Here is a 25,510-nt window from a genome sequence, read left to right on the forward strand (position 1 = left end):
TTTCGTAAAGGCTTGAATAGCTCCTTGTCATATATGACCCGCTTTTGCTTTCATGCCCGATAAGTCATGCGTGTAAGGGTGATCGTCCCCGGGGATGACCGTTCACGCTCACTACTGCGCATTTCGCGATCAGTACGATTCGGGGGAACAATTAAATGCGTGCAAACAGGATCCACCGGGCTGCCGGGGGCGCCATTCTCGCGGCCGCGGCGCTCATGGCCGGAATGCCGGCGGCAAACGCGCTGGCGACCGTGCCGTGCTCCGGGAGCGCCCTGGTGAACGCGATCAGAAACGCCGCGTCGGGCGCCACGCTCAACCTCACGCCCGGCTGCACCTACGTGCTGACCAACAGCACCTTCAACCCGATCAACCCGGCCGGCCTGTCGATCAACAGACCCCTCACCATCCACGGGCGCAACAGCACGATCCAGCGGAGCGCGACCGCGAAGTTCCGCCTGTTCACCGTCAACGCCAACTTCACCCTCGACCGCGTCAGGCTCAGGGAGGGCGACGCGACGACCTCTCCGGGCGGGCTCGGCGGAGCCATCGCGGTCAACAGCGGGACCACGAACCTCGACGCGGTGCTCATCCAGAAGAACACCGCCACCTTCTCCGGCGGCATCGGCGCCGTCAGCGGAACCATCGTCAACGTGACGAACAGCATCATTCAAGGAAATTCCGCGACCAGGAACGGCGGCGGCACCGGAAACAACGGAAGAATGACGGTCGCCAACAGCGTCATCAACGGCAACCGCGCCGGGGAGAAAGGCGGCGGAATAGCGAACGACGGAACCCTCGCGGTGGTCCAGAGCCTCATCACCCGCAATGAGGCCGGCACCGTCGGAGGAGGCATCGCGAATTTCGTTCCCGGCACCGTGACCGTCACCCGCAGCCTGGTCAACAGCAACAAGGCGACCACCGCCCCCGGAGGCATCGACAACGAGAACGGCGTCGGCGCCGTGGTGCGGTCGGCCGCGATCGTGCAGGGCAACACCCCGACCAACTGCTCACCCGTTCCCGCGCCGGCCGTGTCTCCCGTCACCGGGTGCCGGAACTAGGCCCGTCCCCGCGTGGAGCCTCCGTGGGGACGGCTCGTCCCGCCGGAGGCTCCACGCGGCTCAGTAGTGGCGCCAGCGGAGCACGTTCGGGTAGTCGAGCTCCAGTCCCGGGGTCTCGGCGATGGCCTGCTCGGCCACCTGGGGCGCGAACTCGATGCGCAGCACCGCCTCCAGGTCGGCCCGGCGCTCGAAGGCCATGCGCAGGTCGAGCGGGCGGCGCTGCCAGCCGTGGCGGTCCCAGAACGCCTCGACCTCGCGGGCCGAGTACGTCGGCACCGTCCGCGAGAACCACCGGCCGAACGCGCCGCGCGTGGCGTCCAGGTCGATGACGAACGCGGTGCCGCCGCGCCGCAGCACCCGGGACAGCTCACGCAGCCCCGGCTCGCAGCCCGGCCCGAAGAAGTACGCCCACCGCGCCATGGCCACGTCCACGCTCGCGTCCGGCAGCGGCAGGTCCTGGGCCACGGCGGTGTGCACGTCCACGTTGGCGAGCGCGGCGCAGCGGCGGCGGGCCAGCGCGGCGAGGTCGCCGTGCGGCTCCACTCCGATCACGCGGGCGGCGACCGCGGCGAGGCCCGGCAGGTGGTAGCCGGTGCCGCAACCAATGTCCAGAACGGTGGCGCCCTCCCAGGAGCGCACCGCGCGCATCGCCGCGTCGGCGGCCCGCTCGGGATCGACGGCGCGGTTCTCCACCTCGTAGACCTGCGGAGTGTTCCAGATGTTCGGGCTGGGAATCGCCCCCCTCGCAATGCGTGGCATGCCCCCAACGCTAGGGCGTCGCGCGCCTTATCGGCTTCTCCGGCTTAGGCTGGCAACGTGGCTGATGTCATCCGCGTGCCCAATGCGAAGATCGCATTGTCCACCGCCTCGGTATATCCGGAACGCACTCCTGACGCGTTCGAGCTGGCCGCGCGCCTGGGCTACGACGGCGTTGAGATCATGGTCGGAGCAGACCCCGTGAGCCAGGACATCGACGTGATCGAGCGGCTCTCCGACCACTATCAGGTCCCCGTGCTGGCGATCCACGCCCCCTGCCTGCTGGTCACGCAGCGGGTGTGGGGGCGCGACCCGTGGGCCAAGCTGCTCAAGGCCCAGAAGGCGGCCGAGCGGCTCGGGGCCTCGGCGGTCGTGGTCCATCCTCCGTTCCGCTGGCAGCGCGACTACGCCCGCGAGTTCGAGGTCGGGCTCGCGAGAATGCGCGACGAGACGAATGTCACGTTCGCGGTCGAGAACATGTTCCCGCTGCGGGCCAGGGGGAGTGACGTGGTGCCGTACGCGCCCGACTGGAACCCGATCGACTACGACTTCCCGCAGGTCACGCTCGACCTGTCGCACACGGCCGTGTCGGGCTCCGACGCCATGGAGATGGCGACCAAGCTCGGCGACCGGCTCGCCCACCTGCACCTCGCCGACGGCATCGGCGTGACCAACAAGGACGAGCACCTGGTGCCGGGACGGGGCAACCAGCCGTGCGCGCAGGTCCTGGAGCGCCTGGCCAACACCGGCTACTCCGGGCTGGTCGTGCTGGAGGTCAACACCCGCAAGGCGGCCAGCCGCACCGAGCGCATCGACGACCTGGCGGAGGGGCTGGCCTTCGCCCGGCTCCATCTGGCGGCCACCACATGAACATCGGTCCGATGCGGGAGCTGGGCGGGGTCTTCGACCGCGTGGCCGACGCCTACGAGGCCGGGCGGCCCAGCTATCCCGACGAGATGTTTCGCGCGGTGTGCGAGCTGACGGGCGTGGACCTCGACGGCGCGACGACGGTCGACGTCGGGGCGGGCACCGGCATCCTCACGCGGGCGCTGCGGGCGCGCGGCTCCCGCGTGGTCGCCGTGGACCCGGCCGCGGTGATGCTGGGCCGGCTGCGGTCGCGCGCCGACGGCGAGCCGCCGCTGGTCGCCGCCGTGCAGGGCGACGGCAACGCGCTGCCGGTGGCCGACGGGGTGGCCGACCTCGTGACGTACGGGCAGTCGTGGCACTGGCTCGACCCCGCGGCCTCCATCGCCGAGGCCCGGCGGGTGCTGCGGCCCCACGGGGCGATCGTGGGCTGCTGGAATCTGCACCACGCGGCGCAGGCCGACTGGCTGGCGGCGTACGAGGCCCGGCTGGCCGAGGAGGTGCCCGCCTACTGGGGGCCGGCGGTGGAGGAGTGGGCGGTGCCGCCGATCGCCGCGGCCTTCGAGGTGATCGCCGAGCGGTGGCTGCCGTGGACCCGCCTGGTCGGCATCGAGGACTTCCTGCTCGCCCTGCGCTCCCACTCGTACATGGCGGCGCTGCCGGCGGAGACGGCCGACGCGCTGGTGGAACGGCAGCGTACGGAGCTGCGCCGCGAGTTCCCCGAGGGCATGCTCTCGGTGCCGATGCGCGTCTACCTGGCCGTGGGCCGGTGACGAACGGCGTATGGCGACCGAGCCCGCCTCGCGGAGCGAGGCCATGAGCAAGAGGGGGCCCGGGCGGCGGCCTGGGTCGGCGGACACGCGTGGGGAGATTCTGACGGCGGCCCGGCGGGTGTTCGCGGAGAAGGGGTTCGACAAGGCCACCGTGCGCGGCATCGCCAGGGAGGCGAACGTCGACCCGGCACTCGTCCATCACTATTTCGCCACGAAAGAGGGCATTTTCGCGGCGGCCATGCGCCTGCCGCTGAACCCGGAGACGATCCTGCCCGAGCTGCTGGACGGGCCGCGCGAGGAGGTGGGGGAGCGGCTGGTGCGCCTGCTCCTCCGGGTGACGGCCGCGCCGGAGACCCGGGAGCCGATGGTGGCGTTGCTGCGCTCGGCGATGACGAACGAGCAGGCGCAGGCGATGTTCCGCGAGTTCATCACGAACGCGCTGCTGTTCAAGGTGGCCAACGGGCTCGGGGTGCCGCACCTGCGGATCGAGGCCGCCTTCGCGCAGATGTTCGGCGTGGTGATGGCCCGCTACGTCCTCAAGCTGGAGCCGATGGCGAGCGCGGACCCGGAGGAACTGGTGGCGCTGCTCGCCCCGACGCTCCAGAGGTACTTCACAGGCTAGAGCATTGTTCTGGAGGGGCCTGCCACCTTAGGGTATGTCGCGTACCCCGGATAAGTTACCGGCCGGTAGGATCCGGGGTGAGGTCTGTATAAAGGCTGCACGTACGCTTGACAGCCAGCGACAGCCAACGTCGTCTGTGGGAGGACCCCGTGCTCTGGGTAGCCATCATCGGGCTCGTCATGACCGTCCTGGCGGTGGCCGTCGCCGGCCGCCGGGTTCAGTTCCTGTACAAGCTCGCCACTGTGGGGCCGCCCGCGCCCGAACGCGTCGAGTACGCCAAGGCGAACGCGGGCGAGGAGCTGAAGGCGCAGCTGGTCGAGGTCTTCGGTCAGAAGAAGCTGCTGAAGTGGACGCCCTCCGGCGTGGCGCATTTCTTCGTCATGTGGGCGTTCTTCATCCTGCTGACCGTCTACATCGAGGCGTACGGCGCGATCATCCAGGGCGCGATCACCGGCCGCGCGAACTTCCACATCCCGATCGTCGGGCAGTGGCCGGTCCTCGGGTTCCTCCAGGACTTCATCGCGGTCGCCTGTCTCCTCGGCCTGGTCGCCTTCGCGATCATCCGGCTCAAGAACTCGCCGAAGACGCTGGGCCGCAAGTCCCGCTTCTCCGGCTCGCACCTGGGCGGCGCCTGGCTCGTCCTGTTCATGATCTTCAACATCATCTGGACGCTGTTCCTGGCCCGTGGCGCGGCCGCCGCCAACGGCAACCTCCCCTACTCCTCCGGCGCGTTCGCGTCGCTGGCGCTCGGCGAGGTGCTCCCGGCGAGCGGGCTGCTGGAGGAGATCGCGCTGCTCCTGCACATCGGCTTCATGCTGGTGTTCCTGGTCATCGTGGTGAACTCCAAGCACCTGCACATCTTCACCGCGCCGCTCAACGTGCTGTTCTCGCGCCGCCCCGACGGGCTCGGCGCCGCGCCGGAGATGCGGGTGGACGGCAAGCCGGTCGACTTCGAGGACGAGGACCTCGACCCCGAGCGGCTCGGCCGCGGCAAGATCGCCGACACCACGTGGAAGGGCTTCCTCGACTTCTACTCCTGCACCGAGTGCGGCCGTTGCCAGTCGCAGTGCCCGGCCTGGAACACCGACAAGCCGCTGTCGCCCAAGATGCTCATCCTCGACCAGCGCGACCACGCCTTCCAGGTGGCCCCCTACCTGCTGGCCGCCGCGAACGGCGTCGAGCACAAGGACACCGACGTGCTGGCGCTGCTGGACAAGCCGCTGGTCGGCGAGGACGGCGTGATCCACCCCGACGTGCTCTGGTCGTGCACCAACTGCGGCGCCTGCGTCGAGCAGTGCCCGGTGGACATCGAGCACATCGACCACATCCTCGACATGCGCCGCTACCAGGTGATGGTGGAGTCGTCGTTCCCGTCCGAGGCGGGCGTGATGGTCAAGAACCTGGAGAACAAGGGCAACCCGTGGGGGATGTCCGAGATGAAGCGGGCCGACTGGATCGAGGAGCTCGACTTCGAGGTCGAGATCGTCGAGGACAAGATGCCCGAGGGCACCGAATACCTGTTCTGGGTCGGCTGCGCGGGCGCGCTGGAGGACCGCGCCAAGCGCACCACCAAGGCGGTCGCCGAGCTGCTGCACATCGCCGGCGTGAAGTTCGCGGTGCTCGGCCCGATGGAGGCCTGCTCCGGCGACCCGGCCCGCCGGCTCGGCATGGAATACCTGTTCAACATGCTCGCCCAGCAGAACATCGAGACGCTGAACGAGGCGGGCGTCAAGAAGATCGTCGCGACCTGCCCGCACTGCTTCAACACCCTCGCCAACGAGTACCCACAGCTCGGCGGCACGTACGAGGTGGTGCACCACACCCAGCTCCTCGCCAAGCTGGTCGACGAGGGCCTGCTCACCCCGGTCACGCCGATCGAGGAGAAGATCACCTACCACGACCCGTGCTTCCTCGGCCGGCACAACAAGGTCTACTCCCAGCCCCGCGACATCATGGCCAAGGTGCCCGGCGTGCAGGCGCAGGAGATGCACCGGCACAAGGACCGCGGCTTCTGCTGCGGCGCGGGCGGCGCGCGCATGTGGATGGAGGAGCGCATCGGCAAGCGCATCAACACCGAGCGCGTGGACGAGGCGCTGACCACCAACCCCGACACCGTCTCCACCGCGTGCCCGTTCTGCATGGTGATGCTCGGTGACGCGATCAACGAGAAGAAGAACAGCGGCGAGGCCAAGGAGTCGCTGGAAGTCGTGGACGTCGCCCAGCTCCTGATCAAATCGGTCAAGGGCGCTTCCTGAGGACGCGAAACGCAGCTCCTCCACACCCCGTGTGGAGGAGTTTCGCGTGTCGACAAGGGCGACGACAAGAAATCTGCCATCCACATAACGGGAAAATCACGGTAACCTCAACGTCGCATGGGTCTATTCGACGGGGAGGGGGCTCGCGATGGGCGTCGTCGTCACCGACGCCGAGGTGACCCTGGCGGACGTGCTCTCCCTGCGACTGGCCATCGACGAACCACTCCGCGAAGGCACCGAGCTCGTCCTGCGGCACCGCACCACGGGGGTGGAGCGTGAGGTGCGCCTCGGCACGCCGGGGGCACGGGCGCGCGAGGCCACGCTGGCGGTCTCGCTGGCGCCGCTCGGCCTCACGGCCGGCCGCTGGGACGCCTACCTGCGCCACGACGGCCGGCGCAGCCGGCTGCTGAGCGTCGACCCCGGCTTCTCGCTCGACCATCTCGACGCGTACGCCCTGTGCAGGCGCACCCTCGCCTACCGCTCCTACCGGACCCGCAACGGCTACCTGGCCCTGAAGATCACCGACGCCGAGCCAGGGGCCGAGGTGCGCAGGGTGTGGTTCAGGGAGGGCCGCTTCGAGGTCATGGGGCTGCTCACCTACACCGGGCTGGAGGACGACGACTCCCGCCACGAGGCCACGCTCACCCTCGACCGGCGGCAGGCCGGCGCCCGGGTGTCGGCCACGGCGTACGTCCAGGGCGTGCGCTTCCACGCGGCCGTCTCGCTCGTGGACGTGCTGGCCGCCGACCCCGACGGCGCGGGCACGTGGGAGCCCGCGCTCCAGGTCGCGGGGGTGCCCGCGCCGCTGCGGCTCGCCTCGCGCCTCGACGACGTCGACGGCAAGCGCCGCCGGCTCCACTATCCGGCGGCCGAGGTGGACGGCGTGCCCGTACGGCCCTGCTACACCGCCGACGACGAGCTGCGCATCGAGGTGGGCGCATGAGGATCGCCCTGCTCCTGCCGTCCGCCTACGGCATGCGGGGTGATGTACGCGCGACGCTCAACCTGGCCAACGCCCTCGCCGAGCGGCACGAGGTCGAGGTGATCAGCGTACGACGGCAGAAGGAGAAGCCGTTCTTCCCCGTCGGCCCGAACGTCGTCATGCGCAGCGTCGTGGACGCCCGGCCGGGGGTGCGGCACCTGCTGCCGCGCGGCCAGGTGCGCACCGAGGTCGCGCTCTGGCGGGTGCTGCGCGGGCTCAGGTGCGACGTGCTCGTCACGACCAGGCCGGGGCTCGGCGTCCAGGCCGCCAGGCACGCGCCGCGCGAGGTGCTGAAGCTCGCCAGGGAGTGGACCAGGCCCGCCGTGCCGGCGCCCGTCAGACGGTTCTACCCGCGCCTCAACGCCGTCGTGGCGGCCACGGAGGCCGGTCAGGAGGAATGGGGCAGGCTGCTCGGCGAGGGGCTCACCGGGCCCGCCGTGCGCTTCGTGCAGGACGCCCTGCCGGCCGGCCCCTGGCCGCGCTCGCGCATGGACAACAGGATCGTCGCGGCCGGAGGCCGCTGGGTGGCGGTCAAGGGCTACGACCGGCTGATCCGGGCGTTCGCCGTCGTGGCCGACAAGCGCCCCGACTGGCAGCTCCGCCTGTACGGCGGCGGCCCGGAGGAGCGCCGGCTGCGCGCCCTGGCGCAGGAGCTCGACCTGCACAACCACGTCTACTTCATGGGCACCACGCCCGACCTCGCCGGCGAGTTCGCCAAGGCGTCGATCGTGGCCAACCCCTCGCGCGGCGACGACCAGGCCATGACCGTGCTGGAGGCCATGAGCTGCGGGGTGCCGGTGGTGGCGTACGAGGGGGCGCGGGCCCCGGCCGAGTTCGTGGCCACGGGCTACAACGGGGTGCTGGTGCCGGAGTCCGGCGCCGACGAGGAGATGTTCGCGGCGGCGCTGCTGGCACTGATCGACGACGAGCGCAGGCGGCGCTCGCTCGCGGCCGGCGCCCTCGACACCGCGACCCGGCACGCGGCGGCCGAGGTCGCCGGTCAGTGGGAGAAGCTGATCGCGGATCTCCGCTGACCCCCGCTCCCCATACGGGTTACGGGTACCGTAGAACCATGCATGGGTACAGCGGAGACAAGCAGGCATATCTGACGCGCCTCCGGCGAATCGAGGGCCAGGTCAGGGGCCTGCAGCGCATGGTCGAGGACGACGCCTACTGCATCGACATCCTCACCCAGGTCTCCGCCGCCACGCGCGCGCTCCAGGCGGTGGCGCTGGGCCTGCTGGAGGAGCACATCTCCCACTGCGTGGCCGACGCGATCAACACCGGCGGCCCGGAGGCCGAGGCGAAGGTGAAGGAGGCCTCGGCGGCCATCGCGCGCCTCGTCCGGTCTTAAGGATCTTGTGAGTGGCGGGCATCCTCCTTTCGTAGGAGGCGGCCCGCGCAAGTGACTAGTTATGCGAAACCCCGGGAACTAGGTCCCCGGGGCTCGGTAATCGTCGTGATGCTTCTTCAGCGGCTCGCCGAAGTCCGCAATCCGAGCGCGTCGTCGAGTTCGTCCAAGGTCAGCCGCCGCTCGCTGACAGCCACGGCCGTGAGCACCTCGGCGTAGAGCGCAATCTCGTCCAACGCGACACGGTCGTGGACCCGAGAGTCCAGGTCGTCGTGCCCCACCGCGTCGTCCTTTCCTTCCGCAGCCCACACCCTCTCCGAGGTTACGGGGGGACCCCCTTCGGGCGACATGGCCCATCGGAGTCATTCCTTTCGGCGCCCCGGGGCCCCAGTGGGGTCATTTCCCGAAGTGGAGATCACAATTCAGCGAAATTACTGATCCTTCGGGTGTTAGAACGATACAGGCGAGGTAAGAGGGAAATAGCGGGATTAGTGGTTTAGATGTGACCGGTGTCGCTCACGTGATGATCATCGCGTTCGTGCACCAGCTTGCTCACGAGCGCCGACTGCCCCGCGAGACCCCGCCCCGGCACCTTGGCGCCCGTCAGGCGCTCCCAGGCCCGTCCCGTCGCGTACGCCGCCCCCAGCACCCCCGCCGCGCTCGTCCGGTCGGGCGGCGCCACCTCCAGCACCGGCGCGGGCACGGTCGACACCCCGCCCCGCGAGCCGGCGGGGAACCCCTCGGGCGCGGTCGTCTCGGCGACCGAGGTCTCGGTCATCCCCGCCCGCTCCAGTTCCTCGTACGCCGCCCGCAGCCGATGATCGAGCAGCGCGGGCAGCCGCCGCCGCGAGTCGGACAGGTCGGCCAGGAACCCCGCCGTGGCCCGCGCGGGATCGGGCGTGAAAGCCAGCGCCTCGGCCAGGTCGTAGACCGCGTGCCGGAAGTGCGCCGCGACGTCGGTCTCCGGCAGCAGCGCCCGGCCCAGCCGCGCCGGAGCGCGCTCCAGCCACGCCCGGCACACCTCCTCCGCGCCCGCCAGGCCGTCGTCGAGACCGGGGTCGCGCAGCGCGGGCTCGACCATGGTGAGCAGCGCGAGCGCCCGCGGCCTGAACCGGGTGTCGGACATCAGGACCTGCGCGGTGTCGGCCATCACGGCGGCCAGCCGGCGCGACTCCCTGGCCCGCCCGGCCTCCGCCCGCTCCACGACCATCGTGACGAGGTCCAGCAGCGGCGGCGCGGGCAGCCAGCGCACCCACTCGTCGCCGGGGAGCGGCCGGCGCAGGTATTCGCCGAAGACGGTGAGCAGCCGCTCGTTGCCGTCGAAGGCCGGCGCGTACGAGCACCACATGATCGTGCCCCACACGGCCGCGACCGTGCTCGGCACGTCCCTGGCGAAGATGTCGTCGAAGGCGGTCAGCGGGTAGTCGAGCTCGGACTTGCGCCCGCAGGCCCGTACGAGCACGCGCAGCCGCTCGGTGAGGTCGGCGGAGACGTCGGGGCCGATGAAGGCCATCGTGGAGCCGGGCTCGGCGTGGAAGTCGGGTCCTGACGGCACCACGTCCTCCGGCAGGTCGGCGGCGGCGTGCCGGACCTCGCGGGCCCGCTCGCCCCGGGGCGGGGGCGCGAGGTGCCAGCGGCCCGAGGCCGGGTCGTGCAGGTGCCAGCGGGCGTGCGCGCCGAACAACCACCGGTCGCCGTCGCGGGTGACGAGGACCCTGGCGGCCAGGACGTGGGCGCGATCGGGCACCGGGAGCTCAGGCCAGCGCGGGTCGGCGACCATCGCGCGGACCGCCGCCTCGGTGGCGGTGAACGCATCCCAGGGTGGCACGGGCGTCATCGTACTTGCCGGTCGTGGATCATCCGACGGCCAGACACGGCAGAATGTGCCCTATGAGGGCGAAGGTAGCAGGGACGTTGGCGGTCGCGAGCGTGCTCGCCGGATGCGGCACGACGACCTCGGCCGACCCCACGGTCACCGGCCCCGGCATGCTGACGCTTGAGCGGGCCACCCCTCCCGCGCCCGGCGGCGAGGTGGGCGAGGCCTCCACGGAGTTCGCGAAGGCGACCGACCTCGCCATGTGGACGAAGCTGAGCGACACCGAGAAGGACGTCGACCGGATCGCCAAGCTGGACGTGAACAAGACCGCGAAGGGCGCGCTCTACCTGGAGCCCAGGACCTCGGCCTGGTTCGACGGCTTCCGCGGCCCCTTCCTCTACCAGGACCTCGCCGGCGACATCGTCATGCACGCGCGGGTCAAGGTCGAGGGGAAGAACGGCGGCCGGCCCAAGCGGAAGTTCTCGCTCGGCGGGCTCATGGCCCGCCAGCCGGGCTCGTACGCCACCCCCAACTGGGTCTCCATCACCACCGGCACCGGCGAGAAGAGCGGCCAGATCGAGGTCAAGTGGACCGAGAACGGCAGCTCCAAGCCGAAGGAGATCCCGGTCAAGGCCGGCTGGGTCGACCTCGTCCTCGCCCGTGCCGGGCGCGCCTTCGCGGCGCTCTACAAGGAGGAGGGCGGCACCTGGAAGGTGGGGCAGCGCTGGGCCTCCAGCCTCCCCGACGCCCTCCAGTGGGGCGTCACCGCCTACACCGACTGGGACAGCTACGGCGCCGTCAAGCAGGACCCGGCGAAGGCCAACGCCCGGCTGGTCAAGGGCCTGCCCGACTTAAAACTGACCGTCGACTTCGTCCGGTTCCTCCGGCCCGAGCTGCCGGAGTACGCCGACCCGCTCAACGACAAGTCGGTGCCGGACGACGTGCTCGTCAAAGCCTTGACGCCTGCCGGTGCCTGAGTGCCTTGGCGATGTAGTTGTCCGGGGTGTGGGCGAAGGAGGCCCGGTCGTCGTCGGTGAGCTCGCGTACGATCCGGCCGGGCACCCCGGCGACCAGCACGCCCGACGGGATCTTCTTGCCGGGGCCCACCAGCGCTCCCGCGGCCACCAGCGTGCCCGCGCCGACGCGGGCGCCGCCGAGCACGATCGCGCCGATGCCGATCAGCGCGCCGGAGTCGACGTGGGCGCCGTGGACCATGGCCTTGTGGCCGAGACTCACCCGATCCTCCAGGACGGCGGGCTCACCGGGGTCGGAGTGGAGGCAGCACAGGTCCTGTACGTTGCACTCCTCGCCGATCTCGATCCGCTCGTCGTCGCCCCGCAGAACGGAGCCGTACCAGATGCTCGACGCCCGGCCGACGCTGACCCGGCCGACCACGGTCGCGCCGGGGGCGATGAACGCCTCGGGATGGATGTCGGGGGAGGCCCCGGCATCCAGCGCTGCTATGTACATTCGACACATCGTAATTGCCGGTCCGGGTATGGCGTTCCGGTTGCGGACGTGGGCAGATGGCAGGAAAGTCGATTCCTGAGTCTCGCTGTCAGACCCTCACAACCCGCAGTTGTTCCCCGCCTCACGCAATCCACCCTTAGGTAACCTCCATGATGAACCAGCACGACAGCAGCTTCCCCGACCTGATGCAAGAGGACACCTTCGAGGTCGTCATGCGCGGCTACAACCGCCGCCAGGTCCATGACTACATGCTCCGCACCCGCAACCAGATCCGCGATCTGGAGGAGCGGCTGGCGCGGGCCATCGACCAGGCCGAGCAGGGCCGCATCGAGCTGGCGGAGGCCCGGCGGCGCATGGTCGAGACGCCGCAGAGCTACGAGGACCTGAGCCCGCGGCTCGCCCAGATACTCCAGCTCGGCGAGGAGGAGGCCGCGGCCAAGAGGGCGGAGGCCGAGGCCGAGGCCGCCCACCTGCGTGAGACGGCGAGCGCCGAGGCCGCCCACCTGCGTGAGACGTCGACCGCCGAGGCCCAGCGGCTGCTGACCACCTCCCGCGAGACCGCCGACAACATCCTCACCTCCGCGCAGGCGGAGGCGGAGCGCCGGGTGAACGAGGCCACGCAGGCCGCCGAGCGCATGCTGTCCCAGGCGAGCGCCGACGCCGACGAGCAGCTCACCTCGGCCCGCGCCGAGGCGGAGGAGACCGTGCGCGGGGCGCGGAGCGAGGCGGAGCGCCTGCTGACCACGGCCCAGGCCGAGTCCGAGCAGCTCATGAAGGACGCCGCCGCCCAGGCGGAGCAGATCCTCATGAGCGCGCGGGCCGAGGGCGAGGCGATGCTGGAGACCGCGCGCCGGCGTACGGCGGCGCTGGACGAGCAGGCCGGCCGGCGGGTGGACTACCTCACCAACACGCACACCGAGGTGGTGCGGCGGCTCAACGAGATCGGCTCGGTGCTCGGCGACCTCATGCGCACCGAGGCGGGCGCCGGGCCGCTGGTGCCGGAGGCCATCGCGCCCCCGCGGCAGCAGCCCCAGATCGCGGCCCCGTCCGAGTCCGAGTCCGAGTCCGAGCCCCAGTCCCAGTCCCAGTCCCAGTCCCAGGAGCGGCAGCAGCCCCACCCGCAGGACGACGTGCGGGTGATCGTCGAGGACGACGACGAGGAGGAGCGGCCGCGGGAGGCCGGCGCGGAGGAGCGGCCGGTCTCCGACGACACTGAGGTCACCGTCGTCCGCGTGCCCCCGAAGTGACGCCGGCCTCCTGAGCCGGCGGCGTCAGGAGCGGAAGCCTCCGCCCCCGATCGGGTCGGAGGCTTCCGCGCTCGTGGCCCCGCCGTTCTGGTGGCCCGGTGCCGGGGCCGCCGAGACGCTGGACCCGGCACCGGGCTGCTCGTGTGCGCCCGCGGCGGGTCGTTCCCGCTGCGGACGCCTGGGTGGACGTCGGGGTGGTGCGGGGCCGGCTCCCCAGTCCTGCGGCTCGCCGGCCCGTCGTTCCTGGTCCCGGAGGTGGTCCCGCAGGCCCTCCGGGTCGTCCGCGTCGATGGTCATCGCGCATCCGGCGTCGCGCTGTTCGGCGCTCAGCGGATGGTGTCTCGTGGCCCACCAGCGGCCCGCGTCGCTCCGCCAGATGGTCCACTGGGGATACTCCCGGGCGATCTCGGCGAGATGCCGGTCAAAGGACATCGCTGCCCGCCTTCCGGGGGCCCCAGGTGAGGTTTCCATCTCCTTAGACGATGAATGACTTCTCTAGAGAATTCAAGGGCAGGTCAACCTAACGCTTGACAGATCGGGTTGAACTAGGCGTCGAAGTCGTACTGGAGTACGTATGCCGCCGAGTCCAGCACCATCTCGTTGACCTCCACGGGAAGCCCGCCCGACGTGTACGCCGTGCGCGCGATGACGATGACGGGGGTGCCGCCCGGCAGGTCGAGCAGCGCGCTCTCGCGCGGTCGCGGCATGCGGGCGCGTACCTCCTCGGTGAAGTGGGCGGGGGCCGCGCCGAGGTCGCCCAGCCGGGCGTAGACGCCGCCGGGGCCGGTGTCGGTGAGGGTGATCGCGCTGTCCTGGACCAGGTGCGCGGGGAAGTAGGAGGCCGCGAGCTGCACGGGCCTGGCGTCGACCGAGTAGCGGCGGCGGCGTACCCACACCTCGGCGCTGTCGAGGATGCCCGCCACGTGCTCGGCCGCGCGCTCCAGAGCCACCTCCAGGTGATCGACGGTGAACGGCCGGCCACGGGTGTCCGCGTCCCAGATGGCCAGGCCCTGGCCCCACTGCTCGCGTGACAGCCGGCGTGAGCCGTGCCGCCGGATGGGTTTGAACAGCCGCACGTAAACCCCCGAACCTCGTCTGGGCACCGCCAGCCCTTCGTTGATCAGTACGGCGAGCGCCTGCCTGGCGGTGGCTCGCGCGATCGCGTAGTCGGCCATGAGTGCGTTCTCGCCCGGCAGTCGGTCCCCGTCACGCAGCTCGCCGGCCAGGATCCGGGCGCGGAGACCGTCGGCGATGCGGCGATAGATAGGGGGCTCGTGGGGTACCGGGGATTCAGACAACTTTGATCACCCTCTGTCACCAACCAGGTTGTGGCGTCTCCAGAGAACTTGCCCCGTCTTGTCCACGATCGCACAGATACAGAGGTTGGTCCCGAGCTGTTTTTGAGCTGATCGTGCCCGTGTGGTGAACTACGCCGTGTTTAAGCGGACCGTTACCGGGCAACTGTCCCGGCCGGTATTCGCCCGGCCCACCAGCGGCGAGTAACCGACGCGGAGATCACCGCGCCCGCCGTGTTGAGCAGGACGTCGTCGACGGACGAGAAACGTCCGAGTTGCAGCACGAGTTGCAGCACCTCGACGAGGACCGAAAAGGCCGCCGCGACCGCCGCAACCCGGCCCGTCGAAGCCATCGCCGCGGTGCGTACCGGCAGCAGCGCGCCCAGCGCCGCGAACACCAGCAGATTGCCCCCGACCTGCACGAACACCGTCTGCCACGGGGCCGAGGCGAGATCGGCCAGGTCCGCGAACGGGATCAACCCGACGCCGCCGGGACCGCTCGCGGGGGTCAGGATCATCCAGATCCACGGAGCCGTGCCGACCACGATGCCCACATCGGCGATCGCGGTGCGCAGCGGCGCCGGGCGGCCGGCGCGGGCGCGGCGGCGGAAGAGCAGCACGACCGCGAGCGGGGTCAGGAACAGCGCAAACGTACCAGCAATAATGACGGATCCCCACAATTCCCACGTCTGCGCCATCCGATCATGATGGACAGCGATCAAGGGGTACCGGAAGATGTCCATTCGGACAGGTCTTCTCCGCGTCCTCTCCTGCCTGGTCGGGGGAGACGATGGCGATCGAGGGGCCCGTCGTCCCCCGGATGCCATCCCCCGGATGTCGTCCCCGGAAGGAGGAGACCGCAGTGCTGACCCACTTCATCGGCGGCGAGCCGGTGGCCGCGGGCACGGCCTTCCCGGTTCACGATCCGATGACCGGCGCGGTGATCAGACAGGTCGGCGAGGCCGACCCGGAGGTGGTGGACCGGGCGGTGCGCGCCGCGCGGGAGGCCGCCCGCGACTGGGCCGCGCTGCCGGTGGCCGAGCGGGCGGGGTGGCTGCGGCGCCTCGCCGAGGGCATCGAGGAGCGCTTCGACGACCTCGTGGCCGCCGAGATCGCCGACACCGGCAAACCGCTCGACCAGACCCGCACCCTCGACATCCCGCGCGGCATCGCGAACTTCCGCGCCTTCGCCGAGATCGCCGCCCACCGCCCCGACGAGGCCTTCCACCTGTCGGGCGTGCTCTCCTACACCGTGCGCCGGCCGCTCGGCGTGGTCGCGGTGATCGTCCCGTGGAACCTGCCGTTCCTGCTCATGACGTGGAAGCTGGCCCCCGCCCTGGTGGCCGGCAACACCGTCGTGGTCAAGCCGTCGGAGCACACGCCGGGCTCGGCCGCCGTGTTCGCCGAGATCTGCGCCGCCGCCGGGCTGCCGCCGGGCGTGGTCAACATCATCTACGGCCACGGCTCCGCCGGGCAGCTCCTGGTCGAGCACCCCTGGGTGGACGCCGTGACGTTCACCGGCTCGACCAGGACCGGATCGGCGATCATGAAGGCGGTGGCCGACCGGGTCAAGCCGGTCTCGTTCGAGCTGGGCGGCAAGAACGCCGCCCTGGTCTTCGAGGACTGCGACCTGGACCGCGCGGTCGAGGGCTGCGTCAGGTCCGTCTTCACCAACGGCGGCCAGGTCTGCCTGTGCACCGAGCGCCTCTACGTCCAGCGCCCGATCTTCGAGGAGTTCTGCACCCGGCTGGCCGCCCGCGCCCAGGAGGTCGTGCCGCAGCCGATGATCTCGGCCGAGCACCGCGAGAAGGTCCTGTCCTACTACGCCTTGGCCCGCTCGGAGGGAGCCAAGGTGCTGGCGGGAGGCGGCACGCCGTCCTTCGGGGACAAGCGCGACGCGGGCTATTTCGTGGATCCCACCGTGATGACAGGCTTGTCCGAGTGGTCCCGCTTCAACAGGGAGGAGATCTTCGGCCCGGTGTGTCACGTGGCCCACTTCGACACCGAGTCCGAGGCGATCGACCTGGCCAACAACAGCGAGTACGGCCTGGCCGCGGCGATCTGGACCGGCGGCCTCGACCGCGCCCACAGGGTGGCGCAGCGTCTGGAGGCCGGGCTGGTCTGGGTCAACACCTGGTATCTGCGCGACCTGCGCACGCCCTTCGGCGGGCTGCGCCTGTCGGGCATCGGCAGGGAGGGCGGCACCCAGTCGCTGGACTTCTACTCCGAACCCACCACGATCACCATCAAGATGGAGCAACCCGATGCATGACGAATGGTCGCAGGCGGTGGACGCGCGTGCGCAGGCCGCCGACCGGCTGGCCGAGGCGGCGCGCACCGGCAAACCGTGCGCGCCGGTCCGTGACCTGATCGGCACGCTCGCCGACGCCTACGCCGTCCAGGACCTCGCCACGGAGACGGCGCTGGCCGAGGGGCGGCGGCCGGTCGGCCGCAAGGTCGGCGTCACCAACCCCGACGTCCAGCGGCAGCTCGGCATCGACCATCCGACCTGCGCCCCGCTCTTCGCCGACGCGGCCTACCTCGACGGGCTGCCCATCCCGTACGAGCGGCTGCTGCAGCCGCGCGCCGAGGCCGAGATCGCGCTGGTGCTCGGCGCGGACATCGCGGGCGGCCCGTTCACGGCCGCCGAGGTGCTGAGGGCGGTGGACTTCGCGCTGGTCGCCATCGAGATCGCCGACTCCCGCGTGGCCGGCTGGGACATCGGCCTGTTCGACACCGTGGCCGACAACGCCTCCTCCGGCGTGTACGTGCTCGGCAACACCCCGGTCCCGCTGCACGGGCTCGACCTGCGCGCCGCCGCCATGACGATGACCAGGGCCGGCGAGCAGGTCTCCGCGGGGACGGGCGCCGCCTGCCTCGGCCATCCGGTCAACGCCGCCGTCTGGCTGGCCAACCGGCTCGCCCGCACCGAGCGGCCGCTGCGGGCGGGCGAGGTCGTGCTGACCGGCACGCTCGGCCCGGTCGTGCCGGTACGCCCCGGCGACGAGCTGGAGGCCCACGTCGAAGGGCTCGGATCGGTGCGGGCGGTGTTCACGCAGTGAGGACGACCCCGTGATGGCCAAGGGCATCCGCGTGCCCGGCAAGGCCACGCCGCGCGGCCGGTTCCCGCACGTCAAGCGGGCCGGCGACTTCCTGTACGTCTCCGGCACGAGCTGCCGCCGCCACGACGACACGTTCGTGGGCGTGGAGGTGGACAAGTACGGGGCGACGAACCTCGACATCCGCGCCCAGACCAGGGCGGTCATCGAGAACATCGGCGACATACTCAAGGCCGCCGGCGGCTCGCTCGCCGACCTCGTCCAGATCACCACCTATCTGGTGAACATGAACGACTTCAAGGGATACAACGAGGTCTACGCCGAGTTCTTCGACGAGGAGGGCCCGACGCGGACCACGGTGGCGGTGCACCAGCTTCCGCACCCGCACCTGCTCATCGAGATGCAAGCCGTCGCCTACCACCCCCAGGAGCGATCGTGATTCCCCCCATTGACTTCACCAAGTGGATCGACGAGCACGCCCACCTGCTCAAGCCACCGGTGGGCAACAAGCTGGTCTTCGAGGAGGCCGAGGACTTCATCGTGATGGTGGTGGGCGGGCCCAACGCGCGCACCGACTTCCACGTGGACCCGTACGAGGAGCTGTTCTACCAAGTGCGCGGCAACATGCACGTCAACGTGGTCACCGAGAACGGCCCCGAGACCGTGCACGTCCGCGAGGGCCAGATGTGGCTGCTGCCCGGCGGGATGCCGCACTCGCCGCAGCGGCCCGAGGAGGGCTCGGTCGGGCTGGTGATCGAGCGGATCAGACCGGAGGGCACGCTGGAGCGCTTCCAGTGGTACTGCGCGGAGTGCGGCGGCCTGGTGCACGACGTCGAGCTGCAGGTACGCGACATCGTGAAGGACCTGCCCCCGGTCTTCGAGGCGTTCTACGCCGACGAGAAGGCCCGCACCTGCGGCCGCTGCGGCGCCCTCCACCCTGGCAAGGGCTGAAGTGATCGTTGACGTCCACACGCACCACGTCCCCAAGGGCTGGCCCGACCTGGGCCGGCCCGGGGCGCCGCGGCTGCGCGTCGACTCCGAGCGCGAGGCGACCATCCTCGTGGGGGAGCGCGAGTTCCGCCGGATCCAGGACGACTGCTGGGACCCTGAGGTCCGGCTGGCCAGGATGGACGCCGACGGCGTGGACCGGCAGGTGGTCTCGCCCACCCCGGTCTTCTTCGGCTACGACCTGCCGGCCGAGGAGGGCGTGCGGATCGCGAAGATCTTCAACGACCTGGCGCTGGAGATCTGCGCGCACGAGCGGTTGATCCCGTTCTGCCAGGTGCCGTTGCAGGATCCCGAGCTGGCCTGCGCCGAGCTCGACCGCTGCCTGGCGAACGGCCACCGCGGCGTCGAGATCGGCAACCACGTCGGCGACCGCGATCTCGACGACCCCGGCGTGGTCGCGTTCCTGCGGCACTGCGCCGAGCGCGGTGCGCCCGTCTTCGTGCACCCGTGGGACCTGCCGGCCGGGCCGCGCGTCGAGCGCTGGATGGCCCAGTGGCTCGTCGGGATGCCCGCCGAGACCCACCTGTCGATCCTCGCCATGATCCTCGGGGGCGTCTTCGACCAGGTGCCCGAGAGCCTGCGGATCTGCTTCGCGCACGGCGGCGGCTCCTTCGCCTTCTGGCTCGGCCGCTTCGAGAACGCCTGGCATCGCCGCCCCGGCGTGGTCGGCGTCTCGGAGCATCCGCCGTCGCACTACCTCGGCAGGTTCGGCGTCGACTCCGCGGTCTTCGACGAGCGGGCGCTGCGCCTGCTCGTCGACACCTTCGGCGAGGACCACGTGCTGCTCGGCAGCGACTTCCCCTACCCGCTCGGCGAGTCGCCGGCGGGCGGGCTGATCCGGCGGGCCGGGTTCCTGTCCGGGACCGCGCGGGCCAAGCTGCTCGGCGGCAACGCCCAGGTGTTCCTGGGCGCCTGACCGGTCACACCGGGCGCTTGTAGCCCGTGTCGCCGTCGGCCAGCACCAGGTTCACCTGCGGGGTGCGGACGATGGTGGCGGCGGTGCCCGCGCAGCCGTCGTCCGCCCCGGCGGGCGCGGCGGGGACGGTGCTCAGCGCCAGCGCCGCGGCGCAGGCGGCGGCGCAGCGGGTCCAGGTGCGGATGGTCATGGGTACGCTCCCAACCGAGCGAATCAGGGGTGCCGACCTTCAGCATCGGCGTCACGGGCGGCTCTGTCCAGACCCAGCGCGGCGCGGGACGAGCCGGGCGGTACGAGGTCCGGCAGCGACAGGGCCAGCCACAGGCGCAGCCGGTGGCCGGGGTCGGTGAGCGGGCCGCCGGAGACCCGCTCGGCGGCGGCCAGCCGGCGTCGCAGCGTGTTGCGGTGCACGCCGAGGCGGCGCGCGGCGGTCTCCGCGTTGTCGCCCGCCTCCAGGTACGCGCGGAGCGTGCCCACGAGGTCGCCGCCGTGCCTGGCCTCGTGCTCGCGCAGCGGGCGCAGCACGGCGGTGGAGAAGCGGCGGGCCGCCTCGGGCACGAAGGCGTCCCGCAGCAGCGCCTGCGGCTCCAGGTCGTCCACGTGCGCGTAGCCGTCGCCGCCACGCGCGACCAGCGCGGCCGCGTGCCGCACGGCGGCCGGCACCTCCTCCAGCCCACCCGCCCGACAGCCACCCCCGGCCACCCCGAGCCGCGCACAAAGCCGAACACCGAGCCGCCCATGGGCCCGCCCGAAGAGCCGCCCATCCGTCCGCTCGCCGAGCCGCCCGCCCATCTGCTCGCCGAGCCCTCCGCCCGCCGGCTCGCCGAGCCGCCCGCCCGCCTGCTCCCCGGGCACGCCACTGCTCTCCGGCAGCACGAACACCGTGCCCTCCGGCCGTTCGCACACCAGGGCCGTCTCCTCGTCGCCGGCCTCGGCCACCTCCTCCAGCGCCTCGACCGCCGCCTCCAGGCTCACGCCCGGCCGGACCACCACCACCTCGTACGGCGCCGCCGCCACCGAGCACAGCTCGCCGAGCCGCGCCGCGGGCAGCCGCCCGTCGAGCACGGCGGCCAGCAGCGCCCCCCGCTGGGCGTGCATCCTGGACCGCCCTACCCGCAGCCCGAGCAGCTCGATGGCGAGCAGGCAGGCGGCGTGGCTGGTGAGCATCCGCACGTGCCAGTCGAGCGGTGACGCGGTGCGCACCGCGAGCCAGCCGGTGGCCGGGCCGGAGAACCCGAGGCTGTGCACCTGGACGGCCTCGATCCCGTCGTCCAGCACCCCGGCGCTGCGCCCGCCGCCGCTCGCCGCCGCGGCCTCGGCGGCGCGGGCGTGCCAGGGCCGCTCCCGCGCCGGCACCGCGTGCTTGTGCTCGCCGTGCGGCCCGAGCAGCAGGGCCTCGCCTCCGGCGTGCTCGGCCAGGGCGCGCAGGATGCCGGCGGTGCCGTGCGCGAGCGCCGCCCGCGCCATGGCCTCCTGGGCCGCGACGACCCGGCGCTCGCCGCGTACGCGCTCGTCGGCGTGCCAGCGCGCGACCGCCTCGGTCACCGAGATGAACGAGGTCAGCACCTCCAGGACGGGCAGTCCGCAGGCGTCGGCGGCGTCGAGCAGGTCGCGCGGCACCTCGTCCACATGCTCGTGCAGGGCGAAGGCGAGCGCGGCGCAGCCGGCCGCGGCGAGCCGTTCGACGTAGGCCCTGCGGCCCTCGGGCTCGGCGGGCAGCCCCAGCCCGATGGTCATGACGAACTCGCCGCCGGACAGCCACGGCACGGGGTCGGCCAGCTCCGACACGTGCGCCCAGCGCACGGCCCGCCAGGTGCCGGTGCGCCCGGCCAGCAGCCGCATCCGCATCCCGGGAAGCGCCATCGTACGGGCGACCGTCAGCGACATGAGCGCCTCTCCGTGTGGTGCATACCGCACTCTAACGCACCCCCCGGAGTGCGTTTTGGCTCGACCCCATCCGGCTGACCTGCGCTTATCGTCATCGCAGCCCCCAGACACCCCGGAGGATCCCTTGAACCGTGCCACCCGGGCGGCCGGAGCCGCTTTCATCGGGACCACCATTGAGTGGTACGACTTCTACGTCTACGCGACGGCCGCCGCACTGATCTTCGACGATCTGTTCTTCCCCAACGCGAGCAGTCCGGCCGTCGCGCTCATGGCGTCCTTCGCGACCTACGCGGTCGGCTTCTTCGCCCGGCCGCTCGGCGGCATCGTGTTCGGCCACTTCGGTGACCGGGTGGGGCGCAAGTCGGCGTTGGTGGTCACGCTGCTGATGATGGGCGCGGCGACGTTCGCGGTCGGCGTGCTGCCGACGTACGCCTCGATCGGCGCGCTCGCCCCCGCGCTGCTGGTGCTGCTGCGCTTCATCCAGGGCCTCGCGGTCGGCGGCGAGTGGGGCGGTGCCGTGCTGATGGCGGTCGAGCACGCCCCCGAGGGCCGCAAGACCTTCTACGGCGGGTTCGCCCAGCTCGGCAACCCCGCCGGAGCGCTGCTCGCGACCGGCGCCTTCAGCCTGATCACGCTGTTCGGCGACGACGCGCTGATGTCGTGGGGCTGGCGGGTGCCGTTCATCGTCTCGGCCGTGCTGGTGCTGGTCGGCCTCCTGATCAGGCTCCGCGTGGAGGAGTCGCCGGTCTTCGCGCGGACCGAGAAGAGCGCGATGCCGATCAAGGCCGTCTTCCGCACGTCCTGGCGCTCGGTGCTGCTCGGCATCGGCACGCTGCCGGTCGCGATCGGCGGTTACTACATCCTCACGACGTTCCTGCTGGCGTACGCCACCGGGTCCTCGGTCGGCGAGTCCGAGCAGCTCATTCTCAACGGCCTGAGCTTCGCCGCGTTCGTCGAGCTGGTGGCCACGCTCGGCATCGCCTACCTGGGCGACAAGTTCGGCTCGCGCAAGGTCGCCATCTGGTTCCTGGTCGCCACCGCCGTGCTCGCCGTGCCGCAGTTCGCGGTGCTCGGCTCGCACAGCACGTTCCTGATCTTCGGGATGCTCGGCCTCATGCGGCTGGCCACCTCGGGCACCTACGGGCCCATGGCGGCCATCCTGTCCGAGATGTTCCCGCCGCAGGTGCGCTACACGGGCATCTCGCTCGCCTACCAGGGCGCCGGCGCGATCTTCGGCGGCCTGTCGCCGCTGGTCGCCACGGCGCTGGTGGCCGGGGCCGGCGGCGCCGCGTGGCCGGCCGTGGCGCTGCTCGTCGGCATGTGCGCGCTCAGCGTCGTCTGCCTCGCCGTGGCGCCCCGCCACCGCGACCCCGTCCCCACGACCGTCTGACCGCGCCCGCCCGCCCGTACAAGCAAGTCCTCACCGACAAGGAGACCGAGTGTCCACCACCGTCATCACCGGCGCGAAGGTCCTCACCATGGACCCCGCGAACCCCTCCGCCGAGGCCGTCGCCGTCCGCGACGGGCGGATCCTGGCCGTGGGCCGCGAGGCCGACGTGCTGGCCGCCGCCGGGCCGGGCGCCGAGGTCGTGCGGGCGGGCGGGCGCAGCGTGCTGCCGGGCTTCATCGACCCGCACAACCACCTGCTGTCCACGGCCGAGACCCTGGTGGCGGTGGACGCGCGCTACCCGGCGGTGGGAAGCGCGGCCGACCTGGTCGCGGCCGTCGCCGCCGAGGCGGCCCGCACGCCCGCCGGGCAGTGGATCCGCGCGTACGGCATGGACGACGCCAAGTACCCCGGCGGCCGGCCCACCCGCGCGCAGCTCGACGAGGCCACCACCGAGCACCCGGTGATCGTCTACCACGTGTCGGGCCACCAGGCGGTGGTCAACTCGGCGGCGCTCGCCTGGCGCGGCATCGGCGACGACGTGGCCGACCCGGCGGGCGGGTCGTTCCTGCGCGACGAGGGCGGCCGGCTCACCGGCATGGTGCTGGACTCCGCCATGGAGCTGCTGCTGCCGGTGGCCGTCGACATCGGCTGCCACGGCCCGAACTTCCACGTAAACCTGCCGGGCGAGCAGCTTCTCGGCTGGCTGGAGGGGGCGCGGGAGACGTACCTGCGGGCCGGGGTGACGACGGTCTGCGACCCCCAGGTCTCGCGGCGCGAGCTCAAGGTCTACCGGGCCGCGCACGCGGCGGGCACGCTGCCGGTGCGTACGGTCGTCATGCCCCTGTCCCACCTCCTGGACGAGCTGACGGAGGTGGGCCTCGCCGGGCCGTTCGGCGACGACCGGCTGCGTTTCGGCGCCATGAAGTTCTACTGCGACGGCACGCTGCTCGGCGGCACCGCCATGTTCGACGAGCCGTACGGCGACAACTTTACCGGCTCGCTCTACCACCACCCCGACGAGCTCACGGACCTGGTGCGCCGGGCCGCCGTCGCGGGCTGGCAGGTCGGCATCCACACCCAGGGCGACCGCGCGATGGGCTACTCCCTGGAGGCGATCAAGGCGGCGGTGGCGGTCTCGGGCGACGACGCCCGCCCGCGCATCGAGCACTGCGGCCACCCGACGCCCGCCCAGGTGCGGGAGTTCGCCTCGCTCGGCGTGATCCCGGTCAACCAGCCGAACTTCCTGTACGACAGCGGCACCGACTTCGTGCGCCGCCTCGGCGAGCGGCGGGCGCACCGGCTCCAGCCGATGCGCGAGGAGATCGACGCCGGGCTGCGGCCGGTGCTGTCCAGCGACTCGTTCGTCTCCTCGCTGCGGCCCATGGAGACGGTCTCGAACGCGGTGCGCCGGCGCACCCGCGAGGACGGGCCGATCGGCGCCGAGCAGGCGGTCACGCTGGAGGAGGCGCTGCGCGCCCACACCATCGACGCGGCGTACGCGCTGCGCATGGAGGACCGGATCGGCTCGCTCACGCCCGGCAAGCTGGCCGACGTGGTGGTGCTGGACGCGGACGTGACCGCGCTCGCCACCGACCAGCTGTCCGGCGTGGACGCGTGGCTGACCATGCTGGACGGCCGCGTCGTCCACCGCAGCCCGGCCGCCTCCCGTTAGGGCGTGCGGCCGCGGAACTCGGCGAGCTTGCCCTCGATGCGCTCCTTGATCCGCTCGCGGGCGGTCATCCGCGGCACCCCGGACATCAGCAGCTCGTCGTAGTCGGTGTCCAGATGGCGGATGGACGCGATCACGGCCAGGGTGATCGCGTTCTCGTCGAGCGCCCTGGCCGCCGCCGTCCGGCCGACCCGGCCGCTGCCGCGCTGGCCGGCGTGCTCGGCGATGTCCCGCGCCCGCTGCTCGGGGCAGCCGGGGAACAGCCGGGCGATCTCGGCCGCCATCCTGGCCTGGAACTCCACGTCCTGCTCGGTCCGGCGGACCCGGTCGCGTTCGCGGCGGCGCTCGCGGGCCTCCTCGTCGGCCAGGCACCGCTCCTCGGCCGCCTCCAGCGCGGCCTGCTCGACCAGCAGGCCGACGCGCTGGTAGACCTTGCGCCGCCGGTTGTAGCGCACGACCAGGGCGGCGAGGCGGCTCTCCTGCTTGGCCCGGCGGCTCAGCGCCGCGTTCCCCGACGGCAGGAACACCAGGTGGTCGAGGTCGGCGCAGGTCAGGCAGTGGGGACGGTCGTCCTCCATGATCAGGTAGGGGCCGGTGTCGCCGCAGGCCGCGCACGTCCAGGGCTCCAGCGGCGCCACCGCCACCAGGTCGGGCGCCTTGCTCTGCCGCTCGGTGAGCCGGCGCACCCGCGCCTCGCTCAGCTCCGGCGAGATCCAGTGGACGCGGAACGGCTCCTGCGGATGGCCGGAGGTGAACCGCAGCTCGCGGCGGTCGCGGGTGCCCGCCACGTAAGGGGTGTCGACCGGCTTGAGCCCCTTGGCCAGCGCCCAGTCCTTCAGCAGCGCGGCCGTCGCCACCAGGCGGTCCTCGTCCACGGCCGCCAGGCCGGCCAGCGTGGGCGCCCGGCCCTGCCGCCATTGGTCCACGTGCCGAGAGTGCAGCCAGCGGAGCCCGGTGACCACGTCGATGAACGTCACGTACTTGCGGGTGGTCAGCGCGATCTCGGCCGCGTCCGCGACCCTCCGCGCCAGGCTGGGCTTGCTCACGGATCCCAGTCTCCCGCGCCTTTGTCGGGAGATGGACGAAGCCCGG

27 protein-coding genes are annotated in these 25,510 nt (G+C 71.7%); 17 read left to right on the forward strand and 10 right to left on the reverse strand.

What is annotated here, in order from left to right:
- Positions 1 to 275: 275 nt before the first annotated feature.
- Positions 276 to 1,058, forward strand: a complete 783-nt coding sequence (locus AC27IY_RS18585; RefSeq protein WP_487178672.1) for a hypothetical protein — start codon at positions 276 to 278, stop codon at positions 1,056 to 1,058.
- Between the two features lie 60 nt (positions 1,059 to 1,118).
- Here AC27IY_RS18585 and AC27IY_RS18590 read toward each other — a convergent pair whose 3' ends face one another.
- On the reverse strand, positions 1,119 to 1,817 hold the full coding sequence (locus AC27IY_RS18590) for a class I SAM-dependent methyltransferase (RefSeq protein ID WP_364462184.1): 699 nt from the start codon (positions 1,815 to 1,817) through the stop codon (positions 1,119 to 1,121).
- Positions 1,818 to 1,874: 57 nt separating this feature from the next.
- On the opposite strand from AC27IY_RS18590, the gene AC27IY_RS18595 reads away from it, so the two are divergent.
- From AC27IY_RS18595 to AC27IY_RS18625, 7 genes are all read left to right on the forward strand, one after another.
- Positions 1,875 to 2,684, forward strand: a complete 810-nt coding sequence (locus tag AC27IY_RS18595) for a sugar phosphate isomerase/epimerase family protein (RefSeq protein ID WP_344213538.1) — start codon at positions 1,875 to 1,877, stop codon at positions 2,682 to 2,684.
- Positions 2,681 to 3,451, forward strand: a complete 771-nt coding sequence (locus AC27IY_RS18600) for a class I SAM-dependent methyltransferase (protein WP_344213536.1) — start codon at positions 2,681 to 2,683, stop codon at positions 3,449 to 3,451. The genes AC27IY_RS18595 and AC27IY_RS18600 overlap by 4 nt, the downstream gene beginning before the upstream one ends.
- 43 nt (positions 3,452 to 3,494) lie before the next feature.
- The gene (locus tag AC27IY_RS18605) at positions 3,495 to 4,073 is read left to right on the forward strand and encodes a TetR/AcrR family transcriptional regulator (RefSeq protein ID WP_487178673.1); all 579 of its coding nucleotides are present in this window, start codon (positions 3,495 to 3,497) and stop codon (positions 4,071 to 4,073) included.
- A gap of 149 nt (positions 4,074 to 4,222) precedes the next feature.
- Positions 4,223 to 6,328 carry a (Fe-S)-binding protein gene (locus AC27IY_RS18610; protein WP_344213532.1) on the forward strand — a complete coding sequence of 702 codons (2,106 nt, stop codon included), beginning with the start codon at positions 4,223 to 4,225 and terminating at the stop codon, positions 6,326 to 6,328.
- 148 nt (positions 6,329 to 6,476) lie between these two features.
- Positions 6,477 to 7,271, forward strand: a complete 795-nt coding sequence (locus AC27IY_RS18615) for a hypothetical protein (protein ID WP_344213530.1) — start codon at positions 6,477 to 6,479, stop codon at positions 7,269 to 7,271.
- Positions 7,268 to 8,344, forward strand: a complete 1,077-nt coding sequence (locus AC27IY_RS18620; protein WP_371248930.1) for a glycosyltransferase — start codon at positions 7,268 to 7,270, stop codon at positions 8,342 to 8,344. Before AC27IY_RS18615 ends, AC27IY_RS18620 begins: the two co-directional genes overlap by 4 nt.
- A 38-nt stretch (positions 8,345 to 8,382) precedes the next feature.
- Complete coding sequence (locus AC27IY_RS18625; protein WP_026213852.1) at positions 8,383 to 8,664, forward strand: metal-sensitive transcriptional regulator; 282 nt, start codon at positions 8,383 to 8,385, stop codon at positions 8,662 to 8,664.
- A 116-nt stretch (positions 8,665 to 8,780) separates the two neighbouring features.
- Here the strand turns inward: AC27IY_RS18625 and AC27IY_RS18630 are convergent, their stop codons facing one another.
- The gene (locus AC27IY_RS18630) at positions 8,781 to 8,942 is read right to left on the reverse strand and encodes a hypothetical protein (protein ID WP_020540796.1); all 162 of its coding nucleotides are present in this window, start codon (positions 8,940 to 8,942) and stop codon (positions 8,781 to 8,783) included.
- Between the two features lie 215 nt (positions 8,943 to 9,157).
- The gene (locus tag AC27IY_RS18635) at positions 9,158 to 10,498 is read right to left on the reverse strand and encodes a hypothetical protein (protein ID WP_487178674.1); all 1,341 of its coding nucleotides are present in this window, start codon (positions 10,496 to 10,498) and stop codon (positions 9,158 to 9,160) included.
- Positions 10,499 to 10,551: 53 nt separating this feature from the next.
- Between AC27IY_RS18635 and AC27IY_RS18640 the strand changes: the two genes are divergently transcribed.
- Positions 10,552 to 11,454: a DUF1349 domain-containing protein gene (locus AC27IY_RS18640; RefSeq protein WP_487178675.1), complete on the forward strand. Its 903-nt coding sequence runs from the start codon at positions 10,552 to 10,554 to the stop codon at positions 11,452 to 11,454.
- Here AC27IY_RS18640 and AC27IY_RS18645 read toward each other — a convergent pair.
- Positions 11,426 to 11,947, reverse strand: a complete 522-nt coding sequence (locus AC27IY_RS18645; protein ID WP_487178676.1) for a gamma carbonic anhydrase family protein — start codon at positions 11,945 to 11,947, stop codon at positions 11,426 to 11,428. The two genes, AC27IY_RS18640 and AC27IY_RS18645, sit on opposite strands and share 29 nt — an antisense overlap.
- A 149-nt stretch (positions 11,948 to 12,096) precedes the next feature.
- On the opposite strand from AC27IY_RS18645, the gene AC27IY_RS18650 reads away from it, so the two are divergent.
- The gene (locus AC27IY_RS18650; RefSeq protein WP_487178677.1) at positions 12,097 to 13,194 is read left to right on the forward strand and encodes a hypothetical protein; all 1,098 of its coding nucleotides are present in this window, start codon (positions 12,097 to 12,099) and stop codon (positions 13,192 to 13,194) included.
- A gap of 24 nt (positions 13,195 to 13,218) precedes the next feature.
- Here AC27IY_RS18650 and AC27IY_RS18655 read toward each other — a convergent pair whose 3' ends face one another.
- From AC27IY_RS18655 to AC27IY_RS18665, 3 genes are all read right to left on the reverse strand, one after another.
- Positions 13,219 to 13,626: a hypothetical protein gene (locus AC27IY_RS18655; RefSeq protein ID WP_344213517.1), complete on the reverse strand. Its 408-nt coding sequence runs from the start codon at positions 13,624 to 13,626 to the stop codon at positions 13,219 to 13,221.
- Between the two features lie 113 nt (positions 13,627 to 13,739).
- Positions 13,740 to 14,492 (reverse strand): GntR family transcriptional regulator, encoded by a 753-nt coding sequence (locus tag AC27IY_RS18660; RefSeq protein WP_423477418.1) that lies wholly within the window; start codon positions 14,490 to 14,492, stop codon positions 13,740 to 13,742.
- A 152-nt stretch (positions 14,493 to 14,644) separates the two neighbouring features.
- The gene (locus AC27IY_RS18665; protein WP_487178678.1) at positions 14,645 to 15,232 is read right to left on the reverse strand and encodes a VanZ family protein; all 588 of its coding nucleotides are present in this window, start codon (positions 15,230 to 15,232) and stop codon (positions 14,645 to 14,647) included.
- A 119-nt stretch (positions 15,233 to 15,351) separates the two neighbouring features.
- On the opposite strand from AC27IY_RS18665, the gene AC27IY_RS18670 reads away from it, so the two are divergent.
- The 5 genes from AC27IY_RS18670 to AC27IY_RS18690 are packed head-to-tail and all read left to right on the forward strand — an operon-like array spanning position 15,352 to position 19,472.
- A complete protein-coding gene (locus AC27IY_RS18670; RefSeq protein ID WP_487178679.1) occupies positions 15,352 to 16,761 on the forward strand; it encodes an aldehyde dehydrogenase family protein in 1,410 nt (469 codons plus the stop codon).
- Positions 16,754 to 17,551 carry a 2-keto-4-pentenoate hydratase gene (locus AC27IY_RS18675; protein WP_487178680.1) on the forward strand — a complete coding sequence of 266 codons (798 nt, stop codon included), beginning with the start codon at positions 16,754 to 16,756 and terminating at the stop codon, positions 17,549 to 17,551. The genes AC27IY_RS18670 and AC27IY_RS18675 overlap by 8 nt, the downstream gene beginning before the upstream one ends.
- 13 nt (positions 17,552 to 17,564) lie before the next feature.
- The gene (locus AC27IY_RS18680) at positions 17,565 to 17,987 is read left to right on the forward strand and encodes a RidA family protein (protein WP_020540786.1); all 423 of its coding nucleotides are present in this window, start codon (positions 17,565 to 17,567) and stop codon (positions 17,985 to 17,987) included.
- Positions 17,984 to 18,499 (forward strand): 3-hydroxyanthranilate 3,4-dioxygenase, encoded by a 516-nt coding sequence (locus AC27IY_RS18685; RefSeq protein WP_344213508.1) that lies wholly within the window; start codon positions 17,984 to 17,986, stop codon positions 18,497 to 18,499. Before AC27IY_RS18680 ends, AC27IY_RS18685 begins: the two co-directional genes overlap by 4 nt.
- Before the next feature lies 1 nt (position 18,500).
- Positions 18,501 to 19,472 carry an amidohydrolase family protein gene (locus AC27IY_RS18690; RefSeq protein WP_487178681.1) on the forward strand — a complete coding sequence of 324 codons (972 nt, stop codon included), beginning with the start codon at positions 18,501 to 18,503 and terminating at the stop codon, positions 19,470 to 19,472.
- A 4-nt stretch (positions 19,473 to 19,476) separates the two neighbouring features.
- On the opposite strand, the gene AC27IY_RS18695 is transcribed toward AC27IY_RS18690, so the two are convergent.
- Together AC27IY_RS18695 and AC27IY_RS18700 are read right to left on the reverse strand one after the other, a co-directional pair.
- A complete protein-coding gene (locus tag AC27IY_RS18695; protein WP_487178682.1) occupies positions 19,477 to 19,662 on the reverse strand; it encodes a hypothetical protein in 186 nt (61 codons plus the stop codon).
- A 23-nt stretch (positions 19,663 to 19,685) separates the two neighbouring features.
- Positions 19,686 to 21,359, reverse strand: coding sequence for a PucR family transcriptional regulator (locus AC27IY_RS18700; RefSeq protein WP_487178683.1), 1,674 nt, complete (start codon positions 21,357 to 21,359; stop codon positions 19,686 to 19,688).
- Positions 21,360 to 21,483: 124 nt separating this feature from the next.
- Between AC27IY_RS18700 and AC27IY_RS18705 the strand changes: the two genes are divergently transcribed.
- On the forward strand, positions 21,484 to 22,749 hold the full coding sequence (locus AC27IY_RS18705) for an MFS transporter (protein ID WP_344213500.1): 1,266 nt from the start codon (positions 21,484 to 21,486) through the stop codon (positions 22,747 to 22,749).
- 49 nt (positions 22,750 to 22,798) lie between these two features.
- Complete coding sequence (locus AC27IY_RS18710) at positions 22,799 to 24,421, forward strand: amidohydrolase (protein ID WP_487178684.1); 1,623 nt, start codon at positions 22,799 to 22,801, stop codon at positions 24,419 to 24,421.
- On the opposite strand, the gene AC27IY_RS18715 is transcribed toward AC27IY_RS18710, so the two are convergent.
- Entirely contained in the window at positions 24,418 to 25,464 is a 1,047-nt protein-coding gene (locus AC27IY_RS18715; protein ID WP_487178685.1) for a DUF2293 domain-containing protein, read from the reverse strand. The genes AC27IY_RS18710 and AC27IY_RS18715 overlap by 4 nt on opposite strands.
- Positions 25,465 to 25,510: the final 46 nt, after the last annotated feature.

The sequence above is a fragment of the Nonomuraea sp. B208 genome, assembly GCF_057536035.1.

What these genes read in the sequence shown, in the direction of transcription:
- AC27IY_RS18615 (WP_344213530.1), top strand. Translation starts at nt 6,477, where the DNA reads ATGGGCGTCGTCGTCACCGACGCCGAGGTGACCCTGGCGGACGTGCTC.
- AC27IY_RS18620 (WP_371248930.1), top strand. Translation starts at nt 7,268, where the DNA reads ATGAGGATCGCCCTGCTCCTGCCGTCCGCCTACGGCATGCGGGGTGAT.
- AC27IY_RS18645 (WP_487178676.1), bottom strand. Translation starts at nt 11,947, where the DNA reads ATGTACATAGCAGCGCTGGATGCCGGGGCCTCCCCCGACATCCATCCC.
- AC27IY_RS18640 (WP_487178675.1), top strand. Translation starts at nt 10,552, where the DNA reads ATGAGGGCGAAGGTAGCAGGGACGTTGGCGGTCGCGAGCGTGCTCGCC.
- AC27IY_RS18655 (WP_344213517.1), bottom strand. Translation starts at nt 13,626, where the DNA reads ATGTCCTTTGACCGGCATCTCGCCGAGATCGCCCGGGAGTATCCCCAG.
- AC27IY_RS18680 (WP_020540786.1), top strand. Translation starts at nt 17,565, where the DNA reads ATGGCCAAGGGCATCCGCGTGCCCGGCAAGGCCACGCCGCGCGGCCGG.
- AC27IY_RS18625 (WP_026213852.1), top strand. Translation starts at nt 8,383, where the DNA reads ATGCATGGGTACAGCGGAGACAAGCAGGCATATCTGACGCGCCTCCGG.
- AC27IY_RS18700 (WP_487178683.1), bottom strand. Translation starts at nt 21,359, where the DNA reads ATGTCGCTGACGGTCGCCCGTACGATGGCGCTTCCCGGGATGCGGATG.
- AC27IY_RS18605 (WP_487178673.1), top strand. Translation starts at nt 3,495, where the DNA reads ATGAGCAAGAGGGGGCCCGGGCGGCGGCCTGGGTCGGCGGACACGCGT.
- AC27IY_RS18600 (WP_344213536.1), top strand. Translation starts at nt 2,681, where the DNA reads ATGAACATCGGTCCGATGCGGGAGCTGGGCGGGGTCTTCGACCGCGTG.
- AC27IY_RS18665 (WP_487178678.1), bottom strand. Translation starts at nt 15,232, where the DNA reads ATGGACATCTTCCGGTACCCCTTGATCGCTGTCCATCATGATCGGATG.
- AC27IY_RS18590 (WP_364462184.1), bottom strand. Translation starts at nt 1,817, where the DNA reads ATGCCACGCATTGCGAGGGGGGCGATTCCCAGCCCGAACATCTGGAAC.
- AC27IY_RS18675 (WP_487178680.1), top strand. Translation starts at nt 16,754, where the DNA reads ATGCATGACGAATGGTCGCAGGCGGTGGACGCGCGTGCGCAGGCCGCC.
- AC27IY_RS18635 (WP_487178674.1), bottom strand. Translation starts at nt 10,498, where the DNA reads ATGACGCCCGTGCCACCCTGGGATGCGTTCACCGCCACCGAGGCGGCG.
- AC27IY_RS18650 (WP_487178677.1), top strand. Translation starts at nt 12,097, where the DNA reads ATGATGAACCAGCACGACAGCAGCTTCCCCGACCTGATGCAAGAGGAC.
- AC27IY_RS18695 (WP_487178682.1), bottom strand. Translation starts at nt 19,662, where the DNA reads ATGACCATCCGCACCTGGACCCGCTGCGCCGCCGCCTGCGCCGCGGCG.